The sequence below is a fragment of the Halomonas sp. HG01 genome (genome assembly GCF_000968715.2).
Classification (GTDB): Bacteria; Pseudomonadota; Gammaproteobacteria; order Pseudomonadales; family Halomonadaceae; genus Halomonas; species Halomonas halophila.
In genome coordinates this window covers 47,387-69,228 of the sequence record NZ_CP022134.1, presented here as the reverse complement: position 1 = coordinate 69,228, position 21,842 = coordinate 47,387, and the positions used below count along the sequence as shown (strand labels likewise).

Below are 21,842 nucleotides of genomic sequence, written 5' to 3'. Positions count from 1 at the left end.
CCCGAGCGGGCATCATGAGGCCCCGCTCGACAAGGAAGACGACGACACATGAGCCTCGATCCCGATACCCTAATGGGCCCGCTGTGGACGCTGCTGGCCTTCGTCGGCCTGGGCTGGCTGGCGGCCCGGCGGCTGGCCGTCGATCCCCGCCCCATCGCTACCCTGCTGATCTACCTGATCGCCCCGCTGACCTTCTTCCGCGGGCTGATCCTCGGCGGGCCGACCCCGGCCTACCTGCTGATCACCGCCTCGCTGTTCGCCGCCGCCTGCCTGGTGGCACTGCTGGTCAGCGCGGTGGCCCGGCGCGCCCTGCCCGGCGAGGAAGGCGCGGTGCTGGCCTTCTCCGCCGGCACCGGCAACACCGGCTACTTCGGCCTGCCGGTGGCGCTGGTGCTGCTGCCGCCGGAGGGCGTGACGCTGTACCTGTTCGGCGTGCTGGGCGTGACCCTCTACGAGTTCACTCTGGGCTTCTATCTCAGCGCCCGGGGGCGCTTCTCGGTGCGCGACAGCCTGGCCAAGATCCTGCGCCTGCCGCTGATCTACGCCTTCCTGGCGGCACTGCTGGTGGAGGGCGCCGACCTCGAGGTGCCGAACGCGGTGATGGAGGGGCTCGAGGTCTTCCCGCCCGCCTATACCCTGCTCGGCATGATGATCATCGGCATGACGCTGAGGCGGGTCTCGATACGCCAGTTCGACTGGCGCTTCATCGGCGCCTGCGTGGCGGTGCGCTACGTCTTCTGGCCGCTGCTGGCGCTGGGCGCGGTGCTGGCCCTGCAGGCCACGACCGGCCTGTCGCCCGCACTGGCCACGGCGCTGCTGCTGATCGGCGTGGTGCCGATGGCCGCCAACGTGGTGGTGGTCGCCATGGAGCTCGGCATGGCCCCGGAGAAGGGCGCCCTGGCCGTGCTGCTCACCACCCTCGCCGCCCCGCTGCTGATCCCGTTCTATCTCGGCTGGATGCTGCCGCTGATCAGCGGCTGATCGCGCTCGGGCCAGCCGCGCCTCACGGCACCCGGGCGGCGCCGACCAGATCCGCGTCCTCGGGCACGGCCGGGGCGTCGACGAGCGGCTCGCGCTCGATCAGCTCGCCCCGCCAGTCGATCAGCCTCAGGGCGCCGTCCGGGGTCTCGAGCAGCGCGGTGCAATGCTCGACCCAGTCGCCGTCGTTGCAGTAGAGCACGCCGTCCCGGGCGCGGAAGCCGGCCTTGTGGATATGCCCGCCGACGTAGCCGTCGAGCCCCTCCCGGGCCGCCTGATGCAGGGCGGCCTGCTCGAACTGGGCGACGTAGCGCTGGGCCGCGCCGACCCGGCGCTTCAGCGCGCTGGCCAGCGACCAGTACGGCAGCCCCAGCACGCCCCGGGCACGGTTGCACCAGCGGTTGAGCGCCAGCACGAACTGGTGCATGCCGTCGCCCAGCGCCAGCATCCAGGGCGCGATGCGCACGTGGGTGTCGAACTCGTCGCCGTGGCTGACCAACAGCCGCCGGCCGTCGGCGGTGACGTGGATCGCCCGGCGCTCGATCTGCACCCGATGGACGCGCAGCCCACACAGCCGGCGCAGGGCGGCGTCGTGATTGCCGGGGATATAGATGATCTCGCAGCCGCCGCGGGCCAGCCGCAGCAGCCTGGCCACCAGCCGCTGCTGGGCCGGCGGCAGCACCGCCCGCTTCTGCATGGCGATCAGGTCGACGATGTCGCCGACCAGATAGAGCCGCTCCGGCCGCACCCGGCGCAGCAGGCTGGCCAGCAGCTCGGCCTGGCAGTCCCGGGTACCGAGATGGATGTCGGACACGAAGAGGGTTCGCGCGCGTGGGGGCGTCGACATGGGCATTCTCCTGACGTGACCCGGTCAGGATGCCCGCCGCGCATGACAGTCCCCGGGCGACGAGGTGACGATCCCATGTCGCTGGAAGCTGGAAGACAGCATGAACCCGCCATCATGGGGTCAAGAGTCTTCTTCAAGCTTCCAGCTTAAGCCCGCGAAGCGGGCGTTCTTCCAGCTCCGGTCGAAGCCAGACCTAGTAGCGATACCCATCGGGCTTGAACGGACCCTCGGGCGCGACGCCGGTGTACTCGGCCTGGGCCTCGCTCAGGCGGGTGACCACGCCGCCGAAGCCTTCCACCATGTAGCGGGCGACTTCCTCGTCCAGGTGGCGCGGCAGCACCGAGACGGTGAGTGCTGCGCGCCGCTCGGCCTCGTCGCGCTCGGCGAAGCGCCCCTCATAGAGGTGGATCTGCGCCAGCACCTGGTTGGCGAAGGAGCCGTCCATCACCCGCGACGGGTGGCCGGTGGCGTTGCCGAGGTTCACCAGCCGCCCCTCCGAGAGCAGGATCAGGTAGTCGCGGCTGTCCGGGTCGTATTCGCCGGGATCGCTGTCGCGGTAGACCTTGTGGACCTGCGGCTTGACCTCCTCCCAGTGCCACTGGCGGCGCATGTAGGCGGTGTCGATCTCGCTGTCGAAGTGGCCGATGTTGCACACCACCGCGCCGGGCTTGAGGGTCTTGAGCATGGCCGCGTCGCAGGCGTCGATGTTGCCGGTGGCGGTCACCACCAGGTCGATGCGCGACAGCAGCGCGCGGTCGATGCTCGGCATGCCCTCGTTGACGCCGCCCGAGTAGGGCGAGACCACCTCGAAGCCGTCCATGCAGGCCTGCATGGCGCACAGCGGGTCGATCTCGCTGACCTTCACGATCATGCCTTCCTGGCGCAGCGAGGCCGCCGAGCCCTTGCCCACGTCGCCGTAGCCGACCACCAGCGCCTGCTTGCCGGCCAGCAGGTGGTCGGTGGCGCGCTTGATGGCATCGCTCAGCGAGTGGCGGCAGCCGTACTTGTTGTCGTTCTTGGACTTGGTCACCGCGTCGTTGACGTTGATCGCCGGCACCCGCAGCGAGCCGTCCCGGGCCATCTCCAGCAGCCGGTGCACGCCGGTGGTGGTCTCCTCGCTGATGCCGTGGACCGCGTCGAGCAACTCGGGGCGCTTGTCGTGCAGCAGCGCGGTGAGATCGCCGCCGTCGTCGAGCACCAGGTTGGGCGCCCAGCCGTCGGGGCCCTCCACGGTCTGCTCGATGCACCACCAGAACTCCTCTTCCGTCTCGCCCTTCCAGGCGAACACCGGGATGCCGGCGGCGACGATGGCCGCGGCGGCGTGATCCTGGGTGGAGAAGATGTTGCACGACGACCAGCGCACCGTGGCACCGAGGTCGATCAGGGTCTCGATCAACACCGCGGTCTGGATGGTCATGTGGATGCAGCCGGCGATGCGCGCACCGGCCAGGGGCTGGCGGTCGCGGTACTTGTCGCGGATCGCCATCAGCGCCGGCATCTCGGTCTCGGCGATGCGGATCTCGCGCCGGCCCCAGTCGGCCAGTTCGAGGTCGGCCACCTTGTGGTCCGTGGTCGGCGGGGCGGATACGACGGGCTGGTTCATGGGTCACCTCTTCTCGACGAAAAGCGTGACCCTCACTATAGGCAGCCCGCCGAGCGGCGGACAATCAACGCTGCGCGGGGAGGACGCTCGCGGCGCCCGAGAAACCATCGATGCCGGCCGCCTCGAGCCGGGCCGCCAGCGTTCGTACCTGTGGGTCGGCGAAGAAGGCCGCGAGCGCCTCGGCCCGCACCGGTCCCACGCCGGGCAGGCCTCGCCAGTCACGTTCGCGTCGAGACGCCAGGGTCGTCCAGCCCGTGGTGTCCCCCGCGTCCCAGCCGGGCGGCGGCCCGAGGGCCTCGAGCCAGGCGGCGAACGTCCGTGCCCGGGTCGCCGCGAAGCGCTCGGCCAGCCGCCGGGCTCGGGTCTCGCCGATGCCGGAGGCGCCCTCAAGGGTGGCGGGCGATAGCGCCAGCCAGTCGAGCAGACCCCGCACCAGGCCGGCCTCGAGCAGGGCGCGCCAGGTGCCCGGCCCGAGCCCGGGGATGGCCAGCGCCGATCCGCCGGAGAGCCAGGTCAGCCGTTCGAGGAACTGGCCCTCGCAGCCCGGCGTCGGGTGCCAGCAGGAAAGCGGGCCATGGTCATCGGCGGACGGCGGCGAGAGGTCGGGCCGCTCGACCGCCCGCCAGGCCACGCCGTCCAGCCGCGGGATCGTCAGCCCGGCCAGGGCCACGACCACGCGATCGCCGGGGCGAATATCGAGTGTCTCCCAGCGTTCGAGCGAGCCCGCCGACACCCGGCTCACGCGGCGTCCGTCTAGGGTGACCGGCACCAGGTGCAGAAGTGGCGTGATGCGCCCGGTGCGGCCGACGCGGAACTCGACGCCGCGCACCTCGGCCAGCGCCTCCCGGGGCGGATATTTCCAGGCCGCAGCCCAGTCCGGCGGCTCGGCTCGCCAGCGCTCGCCGTCCGGCCGCCGGCCCTGCTTGAGCACCACGCCGTCGGTGGCGAAGGGCAGCGCACCGCGATAGCGCCGATCGCGCAGGCGCTTCACCTCCTCAAACGCCGCCACGGGGCGGCTCCAGCGCGCCGTCTCGGGGAAGCCCATGGCGGCGAGGCCCTCGAGGCGCTCGCCCATGGTCACCGGCCCGTCGGGCCAGGCCCACACGAACAGGCCGATCTCGCCGGCCGTGGTCGCATCGAGCTCTTCCCTCGCCAGCCAGCCCGCCACCTCGCTGCGCGCGCCCGCGCTTCCCGTCTCCGCCTGAATGTGGCCGTCGAGGCGCCGGTAGAGCTCGCCCTGCAGCACCACGCGGGCCGGCGGCGTGCCCGTCAGCCGCTCGGGCACCGCGGGCAAGCGCCGTACTTGCCGCGTCCAGTCCTGGCCGCTTTCGCCGTCGCCGCGGCTGATCGCTCGGGCCAGCCGGCCGTCCTCGTAGACCAGCGTCACCGCCACGCCATCCACCTTGGGCTGCAGCCAGGCATCGTCACGTCGCGCCAGCCAGGCGCGCACGGCGTCTTCATCCGCGAGCTTGGCAAGCCCGGTCTGGGCGACGGGATGGGCGAGCTCGCCAGCCGGGCCGGTGTCGGGTGCCGGCGCATCGGGGGCCTGCTCGGGATAGCAGCGGCGCCAGGCGTCGAGACGCGCTCGGGCCTGATCATAGACGGCGTCGCTTACCGGCGAGCTACCGTCGCGGCGATAGGCGGCGTTCCAGGCGCTCAGGCGGTCGTGCAATGCGCTGAGCTCGCGCTCGGCCCGGGGCGTCGACCAGCTCGGACAGTCGGCGAGCAGCGGCAACGACCACAGGCAGAGGAGAAGCAGGGAAAGACGGCGCGGCATGGCGGGCACTCCGGAGGGCCTGCCTCAACCCTAGCAAAGGGCCCCGCCCGGCGATGTGCCGGACGGGGCCCCGAGTCACCCGGAGGCGAGGTCGCTTACAGGCCGGCGGCGTCGCGCAGCGCCTGGGCGCGATCCGTCTTCTCCCAGGGGAAGGCGGTGAAGGTCTCGGTGTGCTCCTCGCCCTGGGTGTCGGTCCAGGTGTAGGAGGTCTCGAACGGCTCGCGACCGAAGTGGCCGTAGGCCGCGGTCAGGCGATACATCGGGTGCAGCAGGTCGAGCATCCTGGTGATGGCATTGGGCCGCAGGTCGAAGTGCTCGCGGACCAGCTCGATGATGCGCTCGTCGCTGATGCGGCCGGTACCGAAGGTGTTGACCGACACCGAGGTCGGCTCGGCCACGCCGATGGCGTAGGAGACCTGGATCTCGCAGCGCTCGGCCAGGCCCGCGGCAACGATGTTCTTGGCCACGTAGCGGCCGGCGTAGGCGGCGCTGCGGTCGACCTTGGACGGATCCTTGCCGGAGAAGGCGCCGCCGCCGTGGCGGGCCATGCCGCCGTAGGTGTCGACGATGATCTTGCGCCCGGTCAGGCCGCAGTCGCCCACCGGGCCGCCGATCACGAACTTGCCGGTCGGGTTGATGTGGTACTCGGTGGTCTCGGTCAGCCACTCGGCCGGGATCACCTGCTCGATGATCTCGCGCTTGACCATCTTGCGCAGGTCGTCCTGGTCGATCTCCGGGTCGTGCTGGGTGGAGAGCACCACGGCGTCGACGGCGCAGGGCTTGCCGTGCTCGTCGTAGCGGAAGGTCAGCTGGCTCTTGGCGTCCGGACGCAGCCACGGCAGCATGCCGTTGCGGCGCAGCTCGGCCTGGCGCTCCACCAGACGGTGCGAGTAGTGGATCGGCGCCGGCATGTAGGAGTCGGTCTCGTCGGTGGCGTAGCCGAACATCAGGCCCTGGTCACCGGCGCCCTGGTCCTCGGGCTTGCTGCGGTCGACGCCCTGTGCGATGTCGACGCTCTGCTTGCCGATCAGGTTGAGCACGCCGCAGGTCTCGCCGTCGAAGCCGACGTCGGAGGAGGTATAGCCGATGTCGAGGATCACCCGGCGCACCAGGTCCTCCAGGTCGACCCAGGCCGAGGTGGTGATCTCGCCGGCGACGATGGCCACGCCGGTCTTGACCATGGTCTCGCAAGCCACGCGGGCGTTGCGGTCGCGGGCGATGATGGCGTCGAGCACCGCGTCGGAGATCTGATCCGCGATCTTGTCCGGGTGCCCCTCGGAGACGGATTCGGAGGTAAACAGGGAGTATTCGCTCATGGCGTCCTCGGCCCTCAGGAAATGGGAGGAAGGCATCTGGCCCCAAGGCTCGGGCGGTGGCATGGCGCCGAGGCCCGGGCGGACCGGCTGGGAGCGGATTTTACACGCTCGCCGCGGGGCTTCCTAGCGCCGCTCCGACGCCGGGGCCGCCAGGCGCGCACGCTGGCGCGGCGATTTGAAGGCCGCGGCCCATTCGGCGACAATGTTCGCCCTGATTCGTGCGTGCCGCCCCATTTCGCGGCACATTCCAGCCGAGATCCATGCCCGGCCACCCCCGACCGGGCTGCGTCATTGCTACTTATCTGCCGCAGGCGAGGAGCTGACCCCCATGCCGTCCCGTTTCGAACTGGCCAATGCCATTCGCGCCCTGTCCATGGACGCCGTCCAGAAGGCCAATTCCGGCCACCCCGGCGCCCCCATGGGCATGGCCGACATCGCCGAGGTGCTGTGGAACGACTACCTCCAGCACAACCCGGCCGACCCGCACTGGCCGGACCGCGACCGCTTCGTGCTGTCCAACGGCCACGGCTCCATGCTGCTCTATTCCCTGCTGCACCTCTCCGGCTACGAGCTCGGCCTGGAACAGCTGCAGAACTTCCGCCAGCTGCACGCCAAGACCGCCGGCCACCCGGAATACGGCTACGCGCCGGGCGTCGAGACCACCACCGGCCCGCTGGGCCAAGGCCTGGCCAACGCCGTGGGCATGGCGCTCGCCGAGCGCACCCTGGCGGCCCAGTTCAACCGCCCGGGCCACGAGATCGTCGACCACTACACCTACTGCTTCCTGGGTGACGGCTGCCTGATGGAAGGCGTCTCCCACGAGGTCAGCTCGCTGGCCGGCACCCAGCAGCTGGGCAAGCTGATCGCCTTCTACGACGACAACGGCATCTCCATCGACGGCGAGGTCGAGGGCTGGTTCACCGACGACACCGCCAAGCGCTTCGAGGCCTACGGCTGGCACGTGGTGCCCGCCGTCGATGGCCACAAGCCCGAGGAGATCAAGGCCGCCATCGAGCTGGCCCGCCAGCACGACGACAAACCGAGCCTGATCGTCTGCAAGACCATCATCGGCTTCGGCGCGCCCAACAAGCAGGGCAAGGAAGAGTGCCACGGCGCCGCCCTGGGCGAGGACGAGGTCGCCGCGGCCCGTCAGCAGCTGGGCTGGTCCCACGCGCCCTTCCACGTGCCGGAAGACATCTACCAGGGCTGGGACGCCAACGAGGCCGGCAGCACCCGCCAGGCCGAGTGGCAGACGCGCTTCGACCGCTACGCCGAGGCCCACCCGGAGCTGGCCCGCGAGTTCCTGCGCCGCCAGAAGGGCGAGCTGCCCGCCGAGCTGACCAGCGAGGCGATGATCAAGCAGGCCCAGGAAAAGGGCGACTCCGTCGCCAGCCGCAAGGCCTCGCTGGCCTGCCTCAACGAGCTCGGCCCGCAGCTGCCCGAACTGCTCGGCGGCAGCGCCGACCTGGCGCCGTCCAACCTGACCTTCTGGAAGGGCGCCGAGGCGATCTCCACCGACGTGCCGGGCGGCAACTACCTGCACTACGGCGTGCGCGAGTTCGGCATGGGCGCGATCATGAACGGCCTGGCCCTGCACGGCGGCTTCGTGCCCTACGGCGCCACCTTCCTGATCTTCATGGAATACATGCGCAATGCCGTGCGCATGGCGGCGCTGATGGGCCAGCGCGCGGCCTATGTCTTCACCCACGACTCCATCGGCCTGGGCGAGGACGGCCCGACCCACCAGCCGGTCGAGCAGCTGACCAGCCTGCGCACCACGCCGAATCTCTCCACCTGGCGCCCCTGCGACGCCGTGGAGACCGCCGCGGCCTGGAACGCGGCCATCAAGCGTCAGGCCGGCCCGACCGCGCTGGTGCTGTCCCGCCAGGGCCTTCCGCACCAGCAGCGCGACACCCAGCAGCTGGCCGACATCCAGCGCGGCGGCTACGTGCTCAAGGACTGCGACGGTACCCCGGAGCTGATCCTGATCGCCACCGGCTCCGAGGTCGGCCTGGCCATGGACGCCGCCGCCGTGCTCGCCGAGCAGGGCCGCGCGGTGCGCGTGGTGTCGATGCCGTCCACCGACGTCTTCGACGCCCAGGACGCCGCCTACCGCCAGGCCGTGCTGCCGGCCGAAGTGGGCAACCGCATCGCCGTCGAGGCCGGTCATCGCGACTTCTGGTACAAGTACGTGGGTCTCGAGGGCCGCATCGTCGGCATGAGCACCTTCGGCGAGTCCGCCCCGGCCGGCGACCTGTTCAAGCACTTCGGCTTCACCGTGGAAAACGTGGTGGGCGAGGCCGAGCAGCTGCTGAACGATGCCGACGACGACTGATCGCAACACTCTCTGCGACATCGAGAAGGCACGGCTCACGCCGTGCCTTTTTTGTGGACGCCACGCCTTGGCGCGCCCCGCGCGAGCCCCTATGATGAGGCCTCGGCCATGTCCCATGGCCACTGTTCTCAGGGCGGGGTGAAAGTCCCCACCGGCGGTGATGGTCCCGCGCGCCTCGTTCGATACGAGCCTGCCAGCGACACGAGCCCGCGAGCGCCCGGCCGGCCAACACGGCCGCCGGGGTCAGCAGATTCGGTGAGATCCCGAAGCCGACGGTCATAGTCCGGATGGAAGAGAACGGCACCCCAGCCGGGAAGGCGCGGACGCGCGGTCGATGCCGCGCGCCCCGTTTATCCGTCGACGGTTCCGCATGCCCTGATTCTGGTAGCTTTTTCGAGGAAGACCATGAATCAGTCGAAGTTCGAACACGCCCCCCGCATCGCCTTCATCCAGGCCAGCTGGCACAGCGACATCGTCGGCCAGGCCCGCGAGGCCTTCACCGCCACCCTCGCCGAGCAGCACGGCATCGCGGCCGACCGCATCGACGTCGTCAGCGTCGCCGGCGCCTACGAGATCCCGCTGCAGGCCAAGCTGCTGGCGAAAAGCGGCCGCTATGGCGCCATCGTCGGCGCCGGCTTCGTGGTCGACGGCGGCATCTACCGCCACGACTTCGTCGCCCACGCGGTGATCGACGGCATGATGCGCGTCCAGCTGGACACCGAGGTGCCGGTGCTGTCGGTGGTGCTCACGCCCCACCACTTCCACGAGCACGCCACCCACACGGCCTTCTACCACGAACACTTCGTGACCAAGGGCCGCGAGGCCGCCGACTCCTGCGCCATGACGCTTGCCAACCTGCGCGAGGCGCGCAAGCTGATCGACGCCTGAGGCATGTCTGGCGCCCGCTCGGCGAGGTGACAACGAAAAAGGCACGGCTTATGCCGTGCCTTTTTTTCGTCGTGCCTCTCGCGCCCCGGATCAAGCCAGGGTGATGCCGTCGTCCAGGTAGACGTCCTGGATGGCATGGAGCAGCTCGACGCCCTCGGCCATCGACTTCTGGAAGGCCTTGCGGCCGGAGATCAGCCCCATGCCCCCGGCGCGCTTGTTGATCACCGCGGTGCGCACCGCCTGGGCCAGGTCGCTCTCGCCGCCCGCCGCACCGCCGGAGTTGATCAGCCCGGCGCGGCCCATGTAACTGCTGGCCACCTGGTAGCGGGCCAGGTCGATGGGATGCTCGGAGGTCAGCTCGTCGTAGACCTTGGCGTGGGTGTGGCCGAAGCCGATGTCGCGATAGCCGGCGTTGGTCTCGGCCATCTTCTGCTTGACGATATCGGCCTTGAGGGTCGCCGCCAGGTGGATCGCCTGGCCGGTGAGGTCGGCGGCGGTGTGGTAGTCCTGGCCCTCGTGCTTGAAGGCCGGGTTGCGCAGGTAGGCCCACAGCACCGTGACCATGCCCAGCTCGTGGGCGCGCTCGAAGGCCTGGCTGATCTCGCCGATCTGGCGGCGGCTCTCGGGCGAGCCGAAGTAGATGGTCGCCCCCACCGCCGCACAGCCCATCTCGAAGGCCTGCTCGACCTGGGCGAACAGCGTCTGGTCGTAGACCGCCGGATAGGTCAGCGTCTCGTTGTGGTTGAGCTTGAGCAGCATCGGGATCTTGTGCGCGTACTGCCGCGCCACCGAGGACAGCCCGCCCAGGGTCGAGGCCACGGCGTTGCAGCCGCCTTCGATGGCCAGCTCGACGATGTTGGCCGGGTCGAAGTAGAGCGGATTGGGCGCGAAGGACGCCCCGGCGGAGTGCTCGATGCCCTGATCCACCGGCAGGATACTCAGGTAGCCGGTGCCGCCGAGCCGACCGTGATCGAACAGCGCCTGCATGTTGCGCAGCACGTGGGGCCGGCGGTCGCTGTGGGCCATCACCCGGTCGACGTAGTCCGGGCCCGGCGCGTGAATCGACGCCGCCGGAATGCCCCGGCACTGGTGGGTCAGCAAGCTTTCCGTTTCGCTGCCGAGCAACTGCGCTATATCGGTCATCGCACCCTCTCTCCTGATGATTGACGGACGGTTCCCCTAGCCTAGAGCAAGCGCCGGCCGTCGACAGCCCACCGACGCGACGAAAACGGCGTCGTCTTCGCTCCCCCGAACCCGACTTGTCGGCGCCTCCCGCCAGCGACAGTCTCCGGGCGCCCACAGGGCGCGGCCAGCGACGGCGAACGGATTTCCCCCCGCCGCTCTGGCATGATGACGCCTGAGTGGAACAATCCGTCAGGGAGGACGAGGTGATCGCAGTACTGCGCGGGTTTCTGTGGCTCACGGGGGTGTGGCTGGCCGGCGAGACGCTGGTGGTGCTGCTCGACCTGCCGGTCTCGGCCGGGGTGGTGGGCATGCTGCTGATGACTATCCTGCTGATGCTGCGCATCGGCCGGCTCGATGACATCGCCGCCGCCGGCCAGCCGCTGATCGGCCTGCTGGCGATGCTGATCATGCCCGGCGTGGTGGGCGTGTTCTTCGTCGCGGACGACTTCGCCGGCCAGTGGCTGGCCGTCGCGGTGGCGCTGGTGGTCGGCACCCTGGCCAGCGTGCTGACCACCCTGCTGCTGATGCGCCGCTGCATGCCCGCCGAGCCCGACGCGGACGCGCCGCCGGAGTCCCGCTCATGAGCGACGCCCTGGTGGCGGTGCGCGAAGCGCTGCTGGCCACTCCGCTGTCGGCCATCGCCCTGACGCTGGCCGCCTATCTCGCCGCCCTGTGGGCCGTCGAGCGCCTGGGGCGCCCCGGCTGGTGCCCGGCGGTGCTGCTGGCCGCGTTGCTGGTCGCCGCCACACTGTGGGGGCTGTCCATCGACGTCGCCGACTACCGGCGCGGCGCCGACTGGCTGATGCTGCTGCTCGGCCCGGCCACGGTGGCGCTCGGGGTGCCCCTCTACCAGCAGCTGCCCCACATCCGCACGCTGTGGAAACCGCTGGCGCTGAGTCTGCCGCCGGCGGCGGCCCTGGCCTCGTGCTATTCGCTGGCGCTGGCCTGGGCGCTGGGCGCCAGCCCCGAGGTGCTGGCCTCGCTGGCCCCCAAGTCGGTGACCGCACCGATCGCGCTCGGCATCGTCGAGGAACTCGGCGGCTCGGTGCCGCTGCTGATGGGCGGGCTGCTGCTCACCGGCGTGATGGCGACCCTGGCGGTCAGCCTGCTGGCCCCGGCGCTGGGCATTCGCGACCATCGTATCCTCGGCTTCGCCCTGGGGGTCAACGGCCATGCCATCGGCACCGTGCGCGCCTTCGAGATGAGCCCCGCCGCCGGTGCCTTCGCCTCGCTGGGGATGAGCCTGACCGGCATCCTCACCGCCCTGTGCCTGCCGCTGGCCTGGCGGCTGCTGGGCCTCTAGACGCCACCTCCGCCAGCGGGCGACTTTCGTCGCACACGGCAGCATGAGCGGCGCCGACGCGCATGCCTCGGCCGCCCCGACCGGCGACGCCGATCGCGAAATAGGCTAGAATCGCCGCCTCTCGCCCACCGGATTCGGGAGCCCAGGACAGGCCATGGCCCTACGCATCGCCATCAACGGTTACGGCCGCATCGGCCAGTGCGTGCTGCGCGCGCTCGTCGAGCGCGACATGCCGGAACTCGAGGTAGTGGCCCTCAACGAGCTGTCCGGGCTCGACACCATCGCCTACCTGACCCGCTTCGACACCACCCACGGTCGCTTCCCTGGCAGCGTGGAAGTCGACGGCGAACACCTGGTGATCGACGGCCGTCCGATCCGGGTGCTCTCCGAGGCCGACCCGGCCGCCCTGCCCTGGGCCGAGCTCGGGATCGACCTGGTGCTGGAATGCTCAGGCAGCTTCAAGGAACGCGACGTCGCCGAGGCCCACCTGGCCGCCGGCGCCGCGCGCCTGCTGTTCTCCCAGCCCGCCGAGAGCGACGTCGACGCCACCATCGTCAGCGGCATCAACGACGCCGACCTGACGCCCGAGTGCCGGGTGATCTCCGCCGCCTCCTGCACCACCAACTGCCTGGTGCCGGTGCTGACGGTGCTCGACGAGGCGCTGGGCCTCGACCACGGCGTCACCACCACCATTCACTCGGCGATGAACGACCAGCCGGTGATCGACGCCTATCACCAGACCGACCTGCGCCTGACGCGCTCGGCAATGCACTCCATCGTGCCGGTGGACACCGGCCTTGCGCGCGGCATCAACCGCCTGATGCCGCACCTGGCCGACCGCTTCGAATGCCTGCACGTGCGGGTGCCGACCATCAACGTCTCGGCCATGGATCTGGCCCTCTCGGTGCGCACCGATACCGACGCCGAGACGGTCAACGCCCTGCTCCGCGAGGCCAGCGCCCGACGGCTCGCCGGGCTGCTCGGCTACACCGAAACGCCCATGGCCTCGGTCGACTTCAACCACGATCCGCGCTCCGGTATCGTGGACGCCACCCAGACCCGGGTGGCCGGCGGCCGCCTGATCAAGATGCTGTGCTGGTTCGACAACGAGTGGGGCTTCGCCAATCGCATGCTCGACGTCGCCGGCCGCATCGCGCGACTGGGCCCGGTGCCACCCTCCGATGCCTGAGACCCCTTCGGCTTTCCCAGACGAGGAATCTGCTTCCATGAACGTGCGCAAGATGACCGACCTCGACCTCGACGGCCAGCGAGTGCTGATCCGCGAGGACCTGAACGTGCCCGTCAAGAACGGCCAGGTGACCAGCGACGCCCGCCTGCGGGCCGCCCTGCCGACCATCCAGGCGGCACTCGAGGCCGGCGGCAAGGTGATGCTGATGAGCCACCTGGGACGCCCCACCGAGGGTGAGCCGGCCGAGGAGTTCTCCCTGGCGCCGGTGGCCGAGCATCTCTCCGGCCTGCTCGGTCGCCCGGTGCGCCTGGTCGAGGACTACCTGGAGACGGCACCCGCCTTCACCGACGGCGAGGTCGTGCTGCTCGAGAACGTGCGCTTCAACAAGGGCGAGAAGAAGGACGACGAGGCGCTGGCCAAGGCCTACGCCGCGCTGTGCGACGTCTACGTGATGGATGCCTTCGGCACCGCCCACCGCGCCCAGGCCTCGACCCACGGCGTGGCGCGCTTCGCTCCCGCCGCCTGCGCCGGCCCGCTGCTGGCCCAGGAACTCGAGGCACTGGAGAAGGCGCTGGCCACGCCCAAGCGCCCGATGACCGCCATCGTCGGCGGCTCCAAGGTCTCCACCAAGCTCGAGGTGCTCAACGCGCTGTCCGAGAAGTGCGACCGCATCATCGTCGGCGGCGGCATCGCCAACACCTTCATCGCCGCGGCCGGCTACAACGTCGGCAAGTCGCTGCACGAGGCCGACCTGGTCGACGCCGCCAAGGCGCTGATGGACAAAGTCGAGATCCCGCTGCCCTCCGACGTGGTGGTGGCCACCGAGTTCTCCGACAGCGCCACCGCGGTGACCAAGCCGGTCGACCAGGTGAATGATGACGAGATGATCCTCGACATCGGCCCGGACACCGCCGCCAGGCTCGGCGAGCAGCTCAAGGCCGCCGGCACCATCCTGTGGAACGGCCCGGTCGGCGTGTTCGAGATCGACCAGTTCGGCCACGGCACCGAGGCGCTGTCCTACGCCATCGCCGAGAGCGACGGTTTCTCCATCGCCGGCGGCGGCGACACCCTGGCGGCCATCGACAAGTACGGCATCGCCGACCGGGTCTCCTACATCTCCACCGGCGGCGGCGCCTTCCTCGAATACGTCGAGGGCAAGGTGCTGCCGGCGGTCGCGGCCCTCGAAGCCGCCGCAAAATAAACCATCATTACTGCGATGCAGGCGGCGCAGCCCGCCGCCTCACACGACAAAGGGTGACTTCATGGCACTGATCAGCATGCGCCAGATGCTGGACCACGCCGCCGAGCACGGCTACGGCATCCCGGCGTTCAACGTCAACAACCTCGAGCAGATGCGCGCCATCATGGAAGCCGCCGACGAGACCGACTCTCCGGTGATCGTCCAGGCCTCCGCCGGCGCCCGCAAGTATGCCGGTGCGCCCTTCCTGCGCCACCTGATCCTGGCCGCCGTCGAGGAATTCCCGCACATCCCGGTGGTCATGCACCAGGACCACGGCACCAGCCCCGCGGTGTGCCAGCGCTCCATCCAGCTGGGCTTCTCCTCGGTGATGATGGACGGCTCGCTGGGCACCGACGGCAAGACCCCGACCAGCTACGACTACAACGTCGACGTCACCCGTCGCACCGTCGAGATGGCCCACGCCTGCGGCGTCTCCGTCGAGGGCGAGCTGGGCTGCCTGGGCAGCCTGGAAACCGGCATGGCCGGCGAGGAAGACGGCGTCGGCGCCGAGGGCAAGCTCGATCACGACCAGCTGCTGACCGACCCGGAAGAGGCCGCCGAGTTCGTCAAGGCCACCCACGTGGACGCCCTGGCGATCGCCATCGGCACCAGCCACGGCGCCTACAAGTTCACCCAGCCGCCCACCGGCGACACCCTCTCCATCCAGCGCATCAAGGAGATCCACGCCCGCATCCCCGAGACCCACCTGGTGATGCACGGCTCCTCCTCCGTGCCGCAGGAGTGGCTCGAGGTGATCAACGAGTTCGGCGGCGCCATCCCCGAGACCTACGGCGTGCCGGTCGAGGAGATCGTCGAGGGCATCAAGCACGGCGTGCGCAAGGTCAACATCGACACCGACCTGCGCCTGGCCTCCACCGGCGCGGTGCGTCGCTTCCTGGCCGAGCACCCGGCCGAGTTCGACCCGCGCAAGTTCCTCAAGGTCAGCACCGCGGCCATGAAGGAAGTCTGCAAGGCCCGCTACGAAGCCTTCGGCACCGCCGGCCAGGCCAGCAAGATCAAGCCGATCAACCTGGAAGAGATGTTCCTGCGCTACGAGCGCGGCGAACTGGACCCGCGCGTCAAGTAAGCGTCCCCGCCCCGCCGGCCTCCGTGCCGGCGGGCATCATGCGAGCCCCGCCATGCACAATCTGTGGATTCCCGTGGTCGCCATCCTGCTTGTGGCCGGCCTGATCTTCGGCGGCCAGTGGATGGCCGACAACGACCGCGACGACCGGATCGCCGAGCGTATCGCCGAGCGCCTCGAGGCCCAGGACGGTGTCGAGATCGAGCGCCTGCTCGAGGTGAACAAGGGCTACGGCCTGTGCGGCGACGCCGTGCGCGTCGACCGCCCCGCCCTGCCGTTCTACTACCACACCGTCACCGAGCAGCTGGCACTGGGCGCCGACGCCCCGGCCTACCGCGAGAACTGCGGCCGCCACGCCGCACGCTGACGTGCCTGCCTAGAGGTAGCGCGCCCGGAAATGCCACTCTCCGGGGCCGATGTCGTTGTGGATCGCCGCCACGATATCGGGATCGAGGGCCGGGTCGTCCAGGTCGTAGAGGCCGCACTGCGCCAGCGCCTGGCGCGGGCTGACCGTGTCGGCGATGCGCTCGTAGACCACCCGCACGCCGCAGGGCATGCGCTCGCTGCTGTCGGCCACGCCCAGCTTGAGCCCGGTGAGTCGCGCGACGTGACTCTTGAAGCTGGGGAAGAGGATGGTCTGGGTCATCTCGTGACCGTTGAGCGACTCGTGATCGGCCAGGAACAGGCGGTCGGTCAGCAGCAGCGCCACGCCCTGATAGCGGTTGTGCCAGTGGCGGCCACCGGCACGGGGCGGCATGCGCTCGGTGCGCTGGTAGAGCACGTCCTCGCCGCGCCGCTCGAGGCAGACCAGGGTGCACAGCACCTGCCCGGGCCGCGACATGGCCAGGTAATACTCGTGGTAGCAGCCGAGATAGCGCGACATGCCCTGACGCCCCTGCTCGAGCAGCGCGGCGGGCAGCCCCAGCGACGGCGCCCGCTCGGGCGACTCGCCGTCCGGCGTCGGATGCAGCCGCACCAGCGAGCGGAACTCGTCGTGGGGCAGCAGGATCTCGTGCACCTCGACGCCGAAGAAGTCGCAGATGCGGCGCATGGTGTTGCTGGCGGGCTTGTAGCGGCCGCTGAGATAGCGGTTGAACTGGGCCCGATTGATGTCGAGCCGGCGGCAGACCTCGGCGATGGAGCGGTAGTAGCTGCATAGCAGCCGGAGGTTGGCCGCGAAGTCGTCATGCATGTCGGTGGGTTCCTGTCGGGCGCTCGCCCCAAGATGGTGCACCCTGGTGCACTGGGTGCGGCGCATGGTGCGCCAGGCTGCACCATAGCGTCAAATCACAGCGTGACCGCGGCCTGCTTAAATCCCCCGCACCGCGAATAACGCCAAGATGGAGATGAATGGAATGTTGGCTTTCCTCAACGACCTGCTATGGGGCAAGGTCCTGATCGTACTGCTGATCGCCGTGGGCATCGGCTTCACCGTCGCCTCGCGCTTCGTGCAGTTCCGCTACTTCGGCCGCATGTTCCGCATCCTGGGCGCCAGCCAGGCCTTCAAGAAGGACAAGCACGGCCACCTGAGCTCCTTCCAGGCGCTGGTGCTGTCGGTGGCCGGCCGGGTCGGCGGCGGCAACATCGCCGGCGTCGCCGTGGCCATCACCCTTGGCGGCCCCGGCGCCGTGTTCTGGATGTGGGTCGTCGGCCTGATGGGCATGGCCACCAGCTTCCTCGAGTGCACCCTGGCGCAGACCTACAAGACCGCCGAAGGCGACGGCACCTATCGCGGTGGCCCGGCCTACTACATCTCCCGTGGCCTTGGCCGCCACTGGAACTGGCTGGCCGGCGTCTACTCGGCGCTGCTGCTGGTGACCTTCGGCTTCGCCTTCACCGCCCTGCAGTCCTATTCCGTGGCCACCTCCTTCGGCGACGCCTTCGGCGTGCCGGTGCTCTACAGCGGTCTCGGCCTGGCGCTGCTGGTGGGCCTGATCATCTTCGGCGGCATCAAGCGTATCGCCCGCATCTCCGAGTTCCTGGTGCCGATCATGGCCGGCGGCTATCTGCTGATCGCGCTGGTGGTGCTGGCCCTGAACATCACCCAGATTCCGGACGTCATCGCGCTGATCGTGAAGAGCGCCTTCGGTCTCGAGCCGGCCATCGGCGGCGGCATCGGCGCGGCCATCATGATGGGCCTCAAGCGCGGCCTGTTCTCCAACGAGGCCGGCCTCGGCAGCGCGCCCAACGTGGCGGCCGTGGCCTACGTGCCGCACCCGGCCAACCAGGGCATCGTGCAGGCCTTCTCGGTGTTCATCGACACCGTGATCATCTGCTCCGCCACCGCTTTCGTGATCCTGCTCAGCGGCGTCTATGAAGCGGGCGCCGGCGTCGACGTCGCCGGCATCGCCCTGACCCAGGCCGCCCTGGCCGACCACGTCGGCGAATGGGGCCGCACCTTCGTCAGCATCGCGCTGCTGCTGTTCGCCTTCAGCACCATCCTCTACAACTACTATCTGGGCGAGAACAGCCTGAACTTCTTCAGCCGCCGCAATCAGGGCCTGTTCAATGCCTTCCGCGTGACCATCGTGCTGCTGGTCTGCTGGGGCGCCACCACCGACCTGGGCACCGCGTTCGGCTTCGCCGACGTGACCATGGGCCTGCTGGCGGTGGCCAACCTGATCGCCCTGATCATGCTGTTCAAGCCGGGCCTGCGCATCCTGCGGGACTTCGACGGCCAGATGCGCGCCGGCGTGGAGCAACCGGTCTTCAACGCCAAGGATCACCCGGATCTGGACCTGGACCCCAAGGCCTGGGAGCTTGAACCCGAGGACCTCGAGCGCGCCCACCAGGCACTGGGCAACGCCCCGGCCCGCAACCGCGGCTGATCCACGCCGCGATTCACCGCCCCACGCCCTCGGCCCCGCTCATGCGGGGCCGAGGCGTTTCAAGGCGCTCGATCCCCTCGGCGCCTTGACGCGACACCCGGCTTCGCGCTGGACTGGCGGCTCGCTTCCCATGCCCCGCCAGGAGCTCCCATGCCCGCGCCGCCCTCGGCCTTTCCGTCCCCCTCGCGACATCCCCTCCTCATGCCGAACGGCCGCCGGCCATGCTGAGCGCCCTCTCGCTGCCCCTCGCCTTCGCGGCGTTCGTCGCCTGCGCCCTGGTGATCGGCGTCGCCGGCACGCGGCTGACGCACATCGTCGACGACCTGGCCGACCGCACCGGCCTAGGCGAGGCCATCGCCGGCGCCGTGCTGCTGGGCATGGCCACCTCGCTGTCGGGACTGGTGCTGTCGGTCTCGGCGGCGCTGGCCGACCGCCCCACCCTGGCGATGAGCAACGCCCTGGGGGGCATCGCCGTCCAGACCCTGTTCCTGACCATCGCCGACCTGACCCACCGGCGCGCCAACCTGGAGCACGCCGCCGCCTCCATCGGCAACCTGATGCAGGGCGGCCTGCTGCTGTGCCTGCTGACCCTGGTGCTGGTGGGCCGCTTCGCCCCGGAATGGACCCTGTGGCAGGTCCACCCCGTCACACCGCTGATCGTGATCAGCTACCTGTTCGGGCTGCGGCTGGCGGAGCGTACCCGCGACCGCCCCATGTGGCGGCCGGCCCAGACCCGGGAAACGACGCCGGACGTGCCGGACGAGCAGGCCCGGAACCGTTCGGCGACGCGGCTGTGGCTGAGTTTCCTGGGCCTGGCCGTGGTGCTCGGCGCCAGCGGCTGGCTGCTGGAAGGCGTGGCCTCGGTGATCGCCGAGGACACCGGCCTCGGGCAGTCGGTGGTGGGCGTGCTGATGACCGCGGTGGTCACCTCGCTGCCGGAGCTCGTGACCTCGATCGCGGCGGTGCGCCGGGGCGCGTTGACCCTGGCCGTGGCCGGCATCATCGGCGGCAATGCCTTCGACACCCTGTTCGTGGCCGCCTCGGACGCGGCCTATCGCGGCGGCTCGATCTATCACGCCATGCCCGACGGCGTGGCGCTGTGGGTGGCGATCTCGCTGCTGATGACCGCCATCCTGATGGTCGGCATGATCCACCGCGAGCGCCTGGGGCCCGGCCGCATCGGCTTCGAGAGCCTGGCCATTGCCGGCTGCTATCTGGCCGGGGCGGCGATGCTGGTGATGGCGCCGGGCTGATCTCACCCGGCGCATGAAGAATGTGCAGCAAAGATTGAATTGAAAAACACTGTTCACAAAGTCGCGGAAATGGTCTTAAACTAAAGATGAACGCTGCCGATATGAGACAATAGCGTTAAAGCCGAATGACACGCCCGCGAGGTTACCGGTGATGGCCCGCCCTCTCTGCCTACTCTTCGATTGCGATGGCACCCTGGTCGACAGCGAGCCCCTGCTCGCCGCCGAGATGGAAACCAGCCTGACCGCCGCCGGCCTGCCCTTCCAGGCCAGCGACTACGTCGGCGAGTTCCGCGGCGCCCGCTTCCGCCATATCGTCGCCGAGCTGGAGAGCCGCCATGGCGCCGTCGACCCGGACCGCCTCGAGGTGCTGGAGCGCGACATGCGCGCCAACCTCAACCGCCGCCTGGCCACCGACCTGACGCCGATCACCGGCGCCGCCGAGGCCCTGGCCGCCCTGTCCGGCCATCCCATGGGCGTGGTCTCCAACGGGCCGATCAACAAGATCCGCACCTCGCTGCTGGCGACCAACCTCGAGCCGGTATTCGGCGATCACCTGTTCAGCGCCTACGAGGCGCAGTGCTGGAAGCCCGACCCCTGCCTGTATCGCCACGCCGGGGCCATGCTGGGCTACGCGCCCGAGGACTGCGTGGCCATCGACGACGCCCTGGTCGGCGTCCAGGCGGCGCTGAATGCCGGCATGACGGTGATCCACCTCAACCGCTTCCCCGACGCAGAAGAGACGCCGGAAGGCGCCATCATGATCACCAGCATGTTCCAGCTGCCCACCGTGATCGCCCGCCTGGAACACGACCGCCAGCGCTCGCTGTCACGGGCCTAGGGGCCCGCTTCTCCACCATGGTCTAATCACGTCGGACTTGTCATGTCATGGCGCTTGCCACTAATTTGGGAACGTTCCCATTTTTCGTGATGCCCCTTCATGACCGCTCCGACACGCCGATCCCGCGCCACCATCCTGGAAGTCGCCCGCGACGCTGGCGTCTCCAAGACCAGCGTCTCGCGCTATTTCGGCGATGAGCGCAGCCGGCTGTCGCCCGACATGCAGCAGCGCATCGCCGCCAGCGCCAGCCGACTCGGCTACCGGCCCAACCGCATCGCGCGCGGCCTCAAGGGCGGACAGTCGGGGCTGATCGGCATGCTGGTCGCCGACATCCGCAACCCCTTCTCGGTGGCGGTGATGCACGGCGTGGAGCAGGCCTGCCGCGCCCACGGCTTCTCGCTGATGGTCTGCAACACCGACAACGACCCCGCCCAGGAACGCGATCATCTGGCGCTGCTGGCGTCGTACCGTGTCGAAGGCCTGGTGCTCAACGTCGCCGGCCACCCCGGCGAGGAGCTCGCGGCCCTGACCGAGCGGGACACGCCGCTGGTGCTGCTCGACCGCTCGCTGGACGATCTCGAGGCGGACATGGCCGGCCTCGACAACGACCGCGCCATCGACGCCGCCCTGGAGCATCTGCGGGCCCAGGGCTACGGCGAGCTGCTGTACATCAGCGAGCCGCCGGAACGCGCCAGCTCCCGCCAGCGCCGCCTGGAGCGCTTCTGGACCAAGCTCGGCGCCGATGGGCTGGAGGGTGAAGTCTGCTGTCTGCCGCTCGACGACACCCCGGCCCTGGAGCGCGCCATCGCCGATTTCCTCGACCGCCCGGCCGCCGCCCCCAGGGCCCTGCTGTGCGCCAACGGCAACGTCACCCTGGCGGTCACGCGCGTGTTGCAGACCCGCGGCGACACCCTCGGCACCACCGGCCTGATGGGCATCGACGAACTCGACTGGTGCGGCCTGGTCGGCCCCGGCATCACCACCCTCGCCCAGCCCACCGAAGCGATCGGCCGGGCCGCCATGGACAGCCTGCTGGAGCGCCTGACCGATAGCCGGCGCCCGCCCCGGCAGGTCCGCTTCTCACCGACCCTGATCGCCCGCGGCTCGACCCGCCGCTGACACCATAGCGCCATCGAGCGGCGCGACTCGCCGCTCGATGGTAACGTTCCCATCATGAT

The 21,842-nt window shown here is 69.8% G+C and carries 19 protein-coding genes and 1 riboswitch; of the genes, 13 read left to right on the top strand and 6 right to left on the bottom strand.

All coding sequences use genetic code 11. The annotated features are described in order from the left end of the window. The first annotated feature begins 48 nt into the window (after positions 1 to 48). Entirely contained in the window at positions 49 to 981 is a 933-nt protein-coding gene (locus tag UN84_RS00305) for an AEC family transporter (protein ID WP_046078468.1), read from the top strand. A 22-nt stretch (positions 982 to 1,003) separates the two neighbouring features. Here the strand turns inward: UN84_RS00305 and UN84_RS00300 are convergent, their stop codons facing one another. From UN84_RS00300 to metK, 4 genes are all read right to left on the bottom strand, one after another. After that, entirely contained in the window at positions 1,004 to 1,825 is an 822-nt protein-coding gene (locus tag UN84_RS00300; RefSeq protein ID WP_046078469.1) for a UDP-2,3-diacylglucosamine diphosphatase, read from the bottom strand. A gap of 193 nt (positions 1,826 to 2,018) precedes the next feature. After that, on the bottom strand, positions 2,019 to 3,428 hold the full coding sequence (gene ahcY / locus UN84_RS00295) for an adenosylhomocysteinase (protein WP_046078470.1): 1,410 nt from the start codon (positions 3,426 to 3,428) through the stop codon (positions 2,019 to 2,021). Positions 3,429 to 3,492: 64 nt separating this feature from the next. Beyond that, the gene (gene ligB / locus UN84_RS00290) at positions 3,493 to 5,205 is read right to left on the bottom strand and encodes an NAD-dependent DNA ligase LigB (protein WP_046078471.1); all 1,713 of its coding nucleotides are present in this window, start codon (positions 5,203 to 5,205) and stop codon (positions 3,493 to 3,495) included. Between the two features lie 95 nt (positions 5,206 to 5,300). Next, a complete protein-coding gene (gene metK, locus UN84_RS00285; protein WP_046078472.1) occupies positions 5,301 to 6,521 on the bottom strand; it encodes a methionine adenosyltransferase in 1,221 nt (406 codons plus the stop codon). Positions 6,522 to 6,849: 328 nt separating this feature from the next. Here metK and tkt point away from each other — a divergent pair, with 328 nt between their 5' ends. After that, positions 6,850 to 8,856, top strand: coding sequence for a transketolase (tkt, locus tag UN84_RS00280; RefSeq protein ID WP_046078473.1), 2,007 nt, complete (start codon positions 6,850 to 6,852; stop codon positions 8,854 to 8,856). A 120-nt stretch (positions 8,857 to 8,976) separates the two neighbouring features. After that, positions 8,977 to 9,159: riboswitch (FMN riboswitch) on the top strand. A 102-nt stretch (positions 9,160 to 9,261) separates the two neighbouring features. Next, the gene (locus tag UN84_RS00275; protein ID WP_046078474.1) at positions 9,262 to 9,744 is read left to right on the top strand and encodes a 6,7-dimethyl-8-ribityllumazine synthase; all 483 of its coding nucleotides are present in this window, start codon (positions 9,262 to 9,264) and stop codon (positions 9,742 to 9,744) included. Between the two features lie 90 nt (positions 9,745 to 9,834). Here the strand turns inward: UN84_RS00275 and UN84_RS00270 are convergent, their stop codons facing one another. Then, a complete protein-coding gene (locus UN84_RS00270) occupies positions 9,835 to 10,887 on the bottom strand; it encodes a class I fructose-bisphosphate aldolase (RefSeq protein WP_035597176.1) in 1,053 nt (350 codons plus the stop codon). Positions 10,888 to 11,135: 248 nt separating this feature from the next. Here UN84_RS00270 and UN84_RS00265 point away from each other — a divergent pair, with 248 nt between their 5' ends. The 6 genes from UN84_RS00265 (at position 11,136) to UN84_RS00240 (ending at position 16,112) form a co-directional block, all read left to right on the top strand. Continuing rightward, positions 11,136 to 11,513, top strand: a complete 378-nt coding sequence (locus tag UN84_RS00265) for a CidA/LrgA family protein (protein ID WP_046078513.1) — start codon at positions 11,136 to 11,138, stop codon at positions 11,511 to 11,513. After that, the gene (locus tag UN84_RS00260) at positions 11,510 to 12,232 is read left to right on the top strand and encodes an LrgB family protein (protein WP_046078475.1); all 723 of its coding nucleotides are present in this window, start codon (positions 11,510 to 11,512) and stop codon (positions 12,230 to 12,232) included. The genes UN84_RS00265 and UN84_RS00260 overlap by 4 nt, the downstream gene beginning before the upstream one ends. Positions 12,233 to 12,386: 154 nt before the next feature. Then, positions 12,387 to 13,421 (top strand): type I glyceraldehyde-3-phosphate dehydrogenase, encoded by a 1,035-nt coding sequence (locus UN84_RS00255; protein WP_046078476.1) that lies wholly within the window; start codon positions 12,387 to 12,389, stop codon positions 13,419 to 13,421. A 37-nt stretch (positions 13,422 to 13,458) separates the two neighbouring features. After that, positions 13,459 to 14,622 (top strand): phosphoglycerate kinase, encoded by a 1,164-nt coding sequence (locus UN84_RS00250; RefSeq protein ID WP_046078477.1) that lies wholly within the window; start codon positions 13,459 to 13,461, stop codon positions 14,620 to 14,622. Between the two features lie 61 nt (positions 14,623 to 14,683). Beyond that, a complete protein-coding gene (fba, locus tag UN84_RS00245; protein WP_035597188.1) occupies positions 14,684 to 15,748 on the top strand; it encodes a class II fructose-bisphosphate aldolase in 1,065 nt (354 codons plus the stop codon). Positions 15,749 to 15,800: 52 nt separating this feature from the next. Further along, a complete protein-coding gene (locus tag UN84_RS00240) occupies positions 15,801 to 16,112 on the top strand; it encodes a hypothetical protein (protein WP_046078478.1) in 312 nt (103 codons plus the stop codon). Positions 16,113 to 16,121: 9 nt separating this feature from the next. Here UN84_RS00240 and UN84_RS00235 read toward each other — a convergent pair whose 3' ends face one another. Continuing rightward, positions 16,122 to 16,937 (bottom strand): helix-turn-helix transcriptional regulator, encoded by an 816-nt coding sequence (locus tag UN84_RS00235; RefSeq protein WP_046078479.1) that lies wholly within the window; start codon positions 16,935 to 16,937, stop codon positions 16,122 to 16,124. 163 nt (positions 16,938 to 17,100) lie between these two features. On the opposite strand from UN84_RS00235, the gene UN84_RS00230 reads away from it, so the two are divergent. The 4 genes from UN84_RS00230 to UN84_RS00215 all read left to right on the top strand — a co-directional run bounded on the left by UN84_RS00230 (position 17,101) and on the right by UN84_RS00215 (position 21,783). After that, positions 17,101 to 18,573 carry an alanine/glycine:cation symporter family protein gene (locus UN84_RS00230; RefSeq protein WP_035597196.1) on the top strand — a complete coding sequence of 491 codons (1,473 nt, stop codon included), beginning with the start codon at positions 17,101 to 17,103 and terminating at the stop codon, positions 18,571 to 18,573. A 221-nt stretch (positions 18,574 to 18,794) separates the two neighbouring features. Next, positions 18,795 to 19,826, top strand: a complete 1,032-nt coding sequence (locus tag UN84_RS00225; protein ID WP_046078480.1) for a sodium:calcium antiporter — start codon at positions 18,795 to 18,797, stop codon at positions 19,824 to 19,826. 151 nt (positions 19,827 to 19,977) lie between these two features. Continuing rightward, on the top strand, positions 19,978 to 20,664 hold the full coding sequence (locus UN84_RS00220) for an HAD family hydrolase (RefSeq protein ID WP_035597202.1): 687 nt from the start codon (positions 19,978 to 19,980) through the stop codon (positions 20,662 to 20,664). A 99-nt stretch (positions 20,665 to 20,763) separates the two neighbouring features. Further along, positions 20,764 to 21,783 (top strand): LacI family DNA-binding transcriptional regulator, encoded by a 1,020-nt coding sequence (locus UN84_RS00215; RefSeq protein ID WP_046078481.1) that lies wholly within the window; start codon positions 20,764 to 20,766, stop codon positions 21,781 to 21,783. Positions 21,784 to 21,842: the final 59 nt, after the last annotated feature.

Excerpts from the sequence above, each read along its gene's own strand:
- UN84_RS00240 (WP_046078478.1), top strand. The coding sequence starts at position 15,801 with ATGCACAATCTGTGGATTCCCGTGGTCGCCATCCTGCTTGTGGCCGGC.
- UN84_RS00235 (WP_046078479.1), bottom strand. The coding sequence starts at position 16,937 with ATGCATGACGACTTCGCGGCCAACCTCCGGCTGCTATGCAGCTACTAC.
- UN84_RS00215 (WP_046078481.1), top strand. The coding sequence starts at position 20,764 with ATGACCGCTCCGACACGCCGATCCCGCGCCACCATCCTGGAAGTCGCC.
- UN84_RS00225 (WP_046078480.1), top strand. The coding sequence starts at position 18,795 with ATGCTGAGCGCCCTCTCGCTGCCCCTCGCCTTCGCGGCGTTCGTCGCC.
- UN84_RS00255 (WP_046078476.1), top strand. The coding sequence starts at position 12,387 with ATGGCCCTACGCATCGCCATCAACGGTTACGGCCGCATCGGCCAGTGC.
- UN84_RS00220 (WP_035597202.1), top strand. The coding sequence starts at position 19,978 with ATGGCCCGCCCTCTCTGCCTACTCTTCGATTGCGATGGCACCCTGGTC.
- UN84_RS00250 (WP_046078477.1), top strand. The coding sequence starts at position 13,459 with ATGAACGTGCGCAAGATGACCGACCTCGACCTCGACGGCCAGCGAGTG.
- UN84_RS00275 (WP_046078474.1), top strand. The coding sequence starts at position 9,262 with ATGAATCAGTCGAAGTTCGAACACGCCCCCCGCATCGCCTTCATCCAG.
- metK (WP_046078472.1), bottom strand. The coding sequence starts at position 6,521 with ATGAGCGAATACTCCCTGTTTACCTCCGAATCCGTCTCCGAGGGGCAC.
- UN84_RS00230 (WP_035597196.1), top strand. The coding sequence starts at position 17,101 with ATGTTGGCTTTCCTCAACGACCTGCTATGGGGCAAGGTCCTGATCGTA.
- UN84_RS00260 (WP_046078475.1), top strand. The coding sequence starts at position 11,510 with ATGAGCGACGCCCTGGTGGCGGTGCGCGAAGCGCTGCTGGCCACTCCG.
- fba (WP_035597188.1), top strand. The coding sequence starts at position 14,684 with ATGGCACTGATCAGCATGCGCCAGATGCTGGACCACGCCGCCGAGCAC.
- UN84_RS00305 (WP_046078468.1), top strand. The coding sequence starts at position 49 with ATGAGCCTCGATCCCGATACCCTAATGGGCCCGCTGTGGACGCTGCTG.
- ligB (WP_046078471.1), bottom strand. The coding sequence starts at position 5,205 with ATGCCGCGCCGTCTTTCCCTGCTTCTCCTCTGCCTGTGGTCGTTGCCG.
- ahcY (WP_046078470.1), bottom strand. The coding sequence starts at position 3,428 with ATGAACCAGCCCGTCGTATCCGCCCCGCCGACCACGGACCACAAGGTG.
- UN84_RS00270 (WP_035597176.1), bottom strand. The coding sequence starts at position 10,887 with ATGACCGATATAGCGCAGTTGCTCGGCAGCGAAACGGAAAGCTTGCTG.
- tkt (WP_046078473.1), top strand. The coding sequence starts at position 6,850 with ATGCCGTCCCGTTTCGAACTGGCCAATGCCATTCGCGCCCTGTCCATG.
- UN84_RS00300 (WP_046078469.1), bottom strand. The coding sequence starts at position 1,825 with ATGTCGACGCCCCCACGCGCGCGAACCCTCTTCGTGTCCGACATCCAT.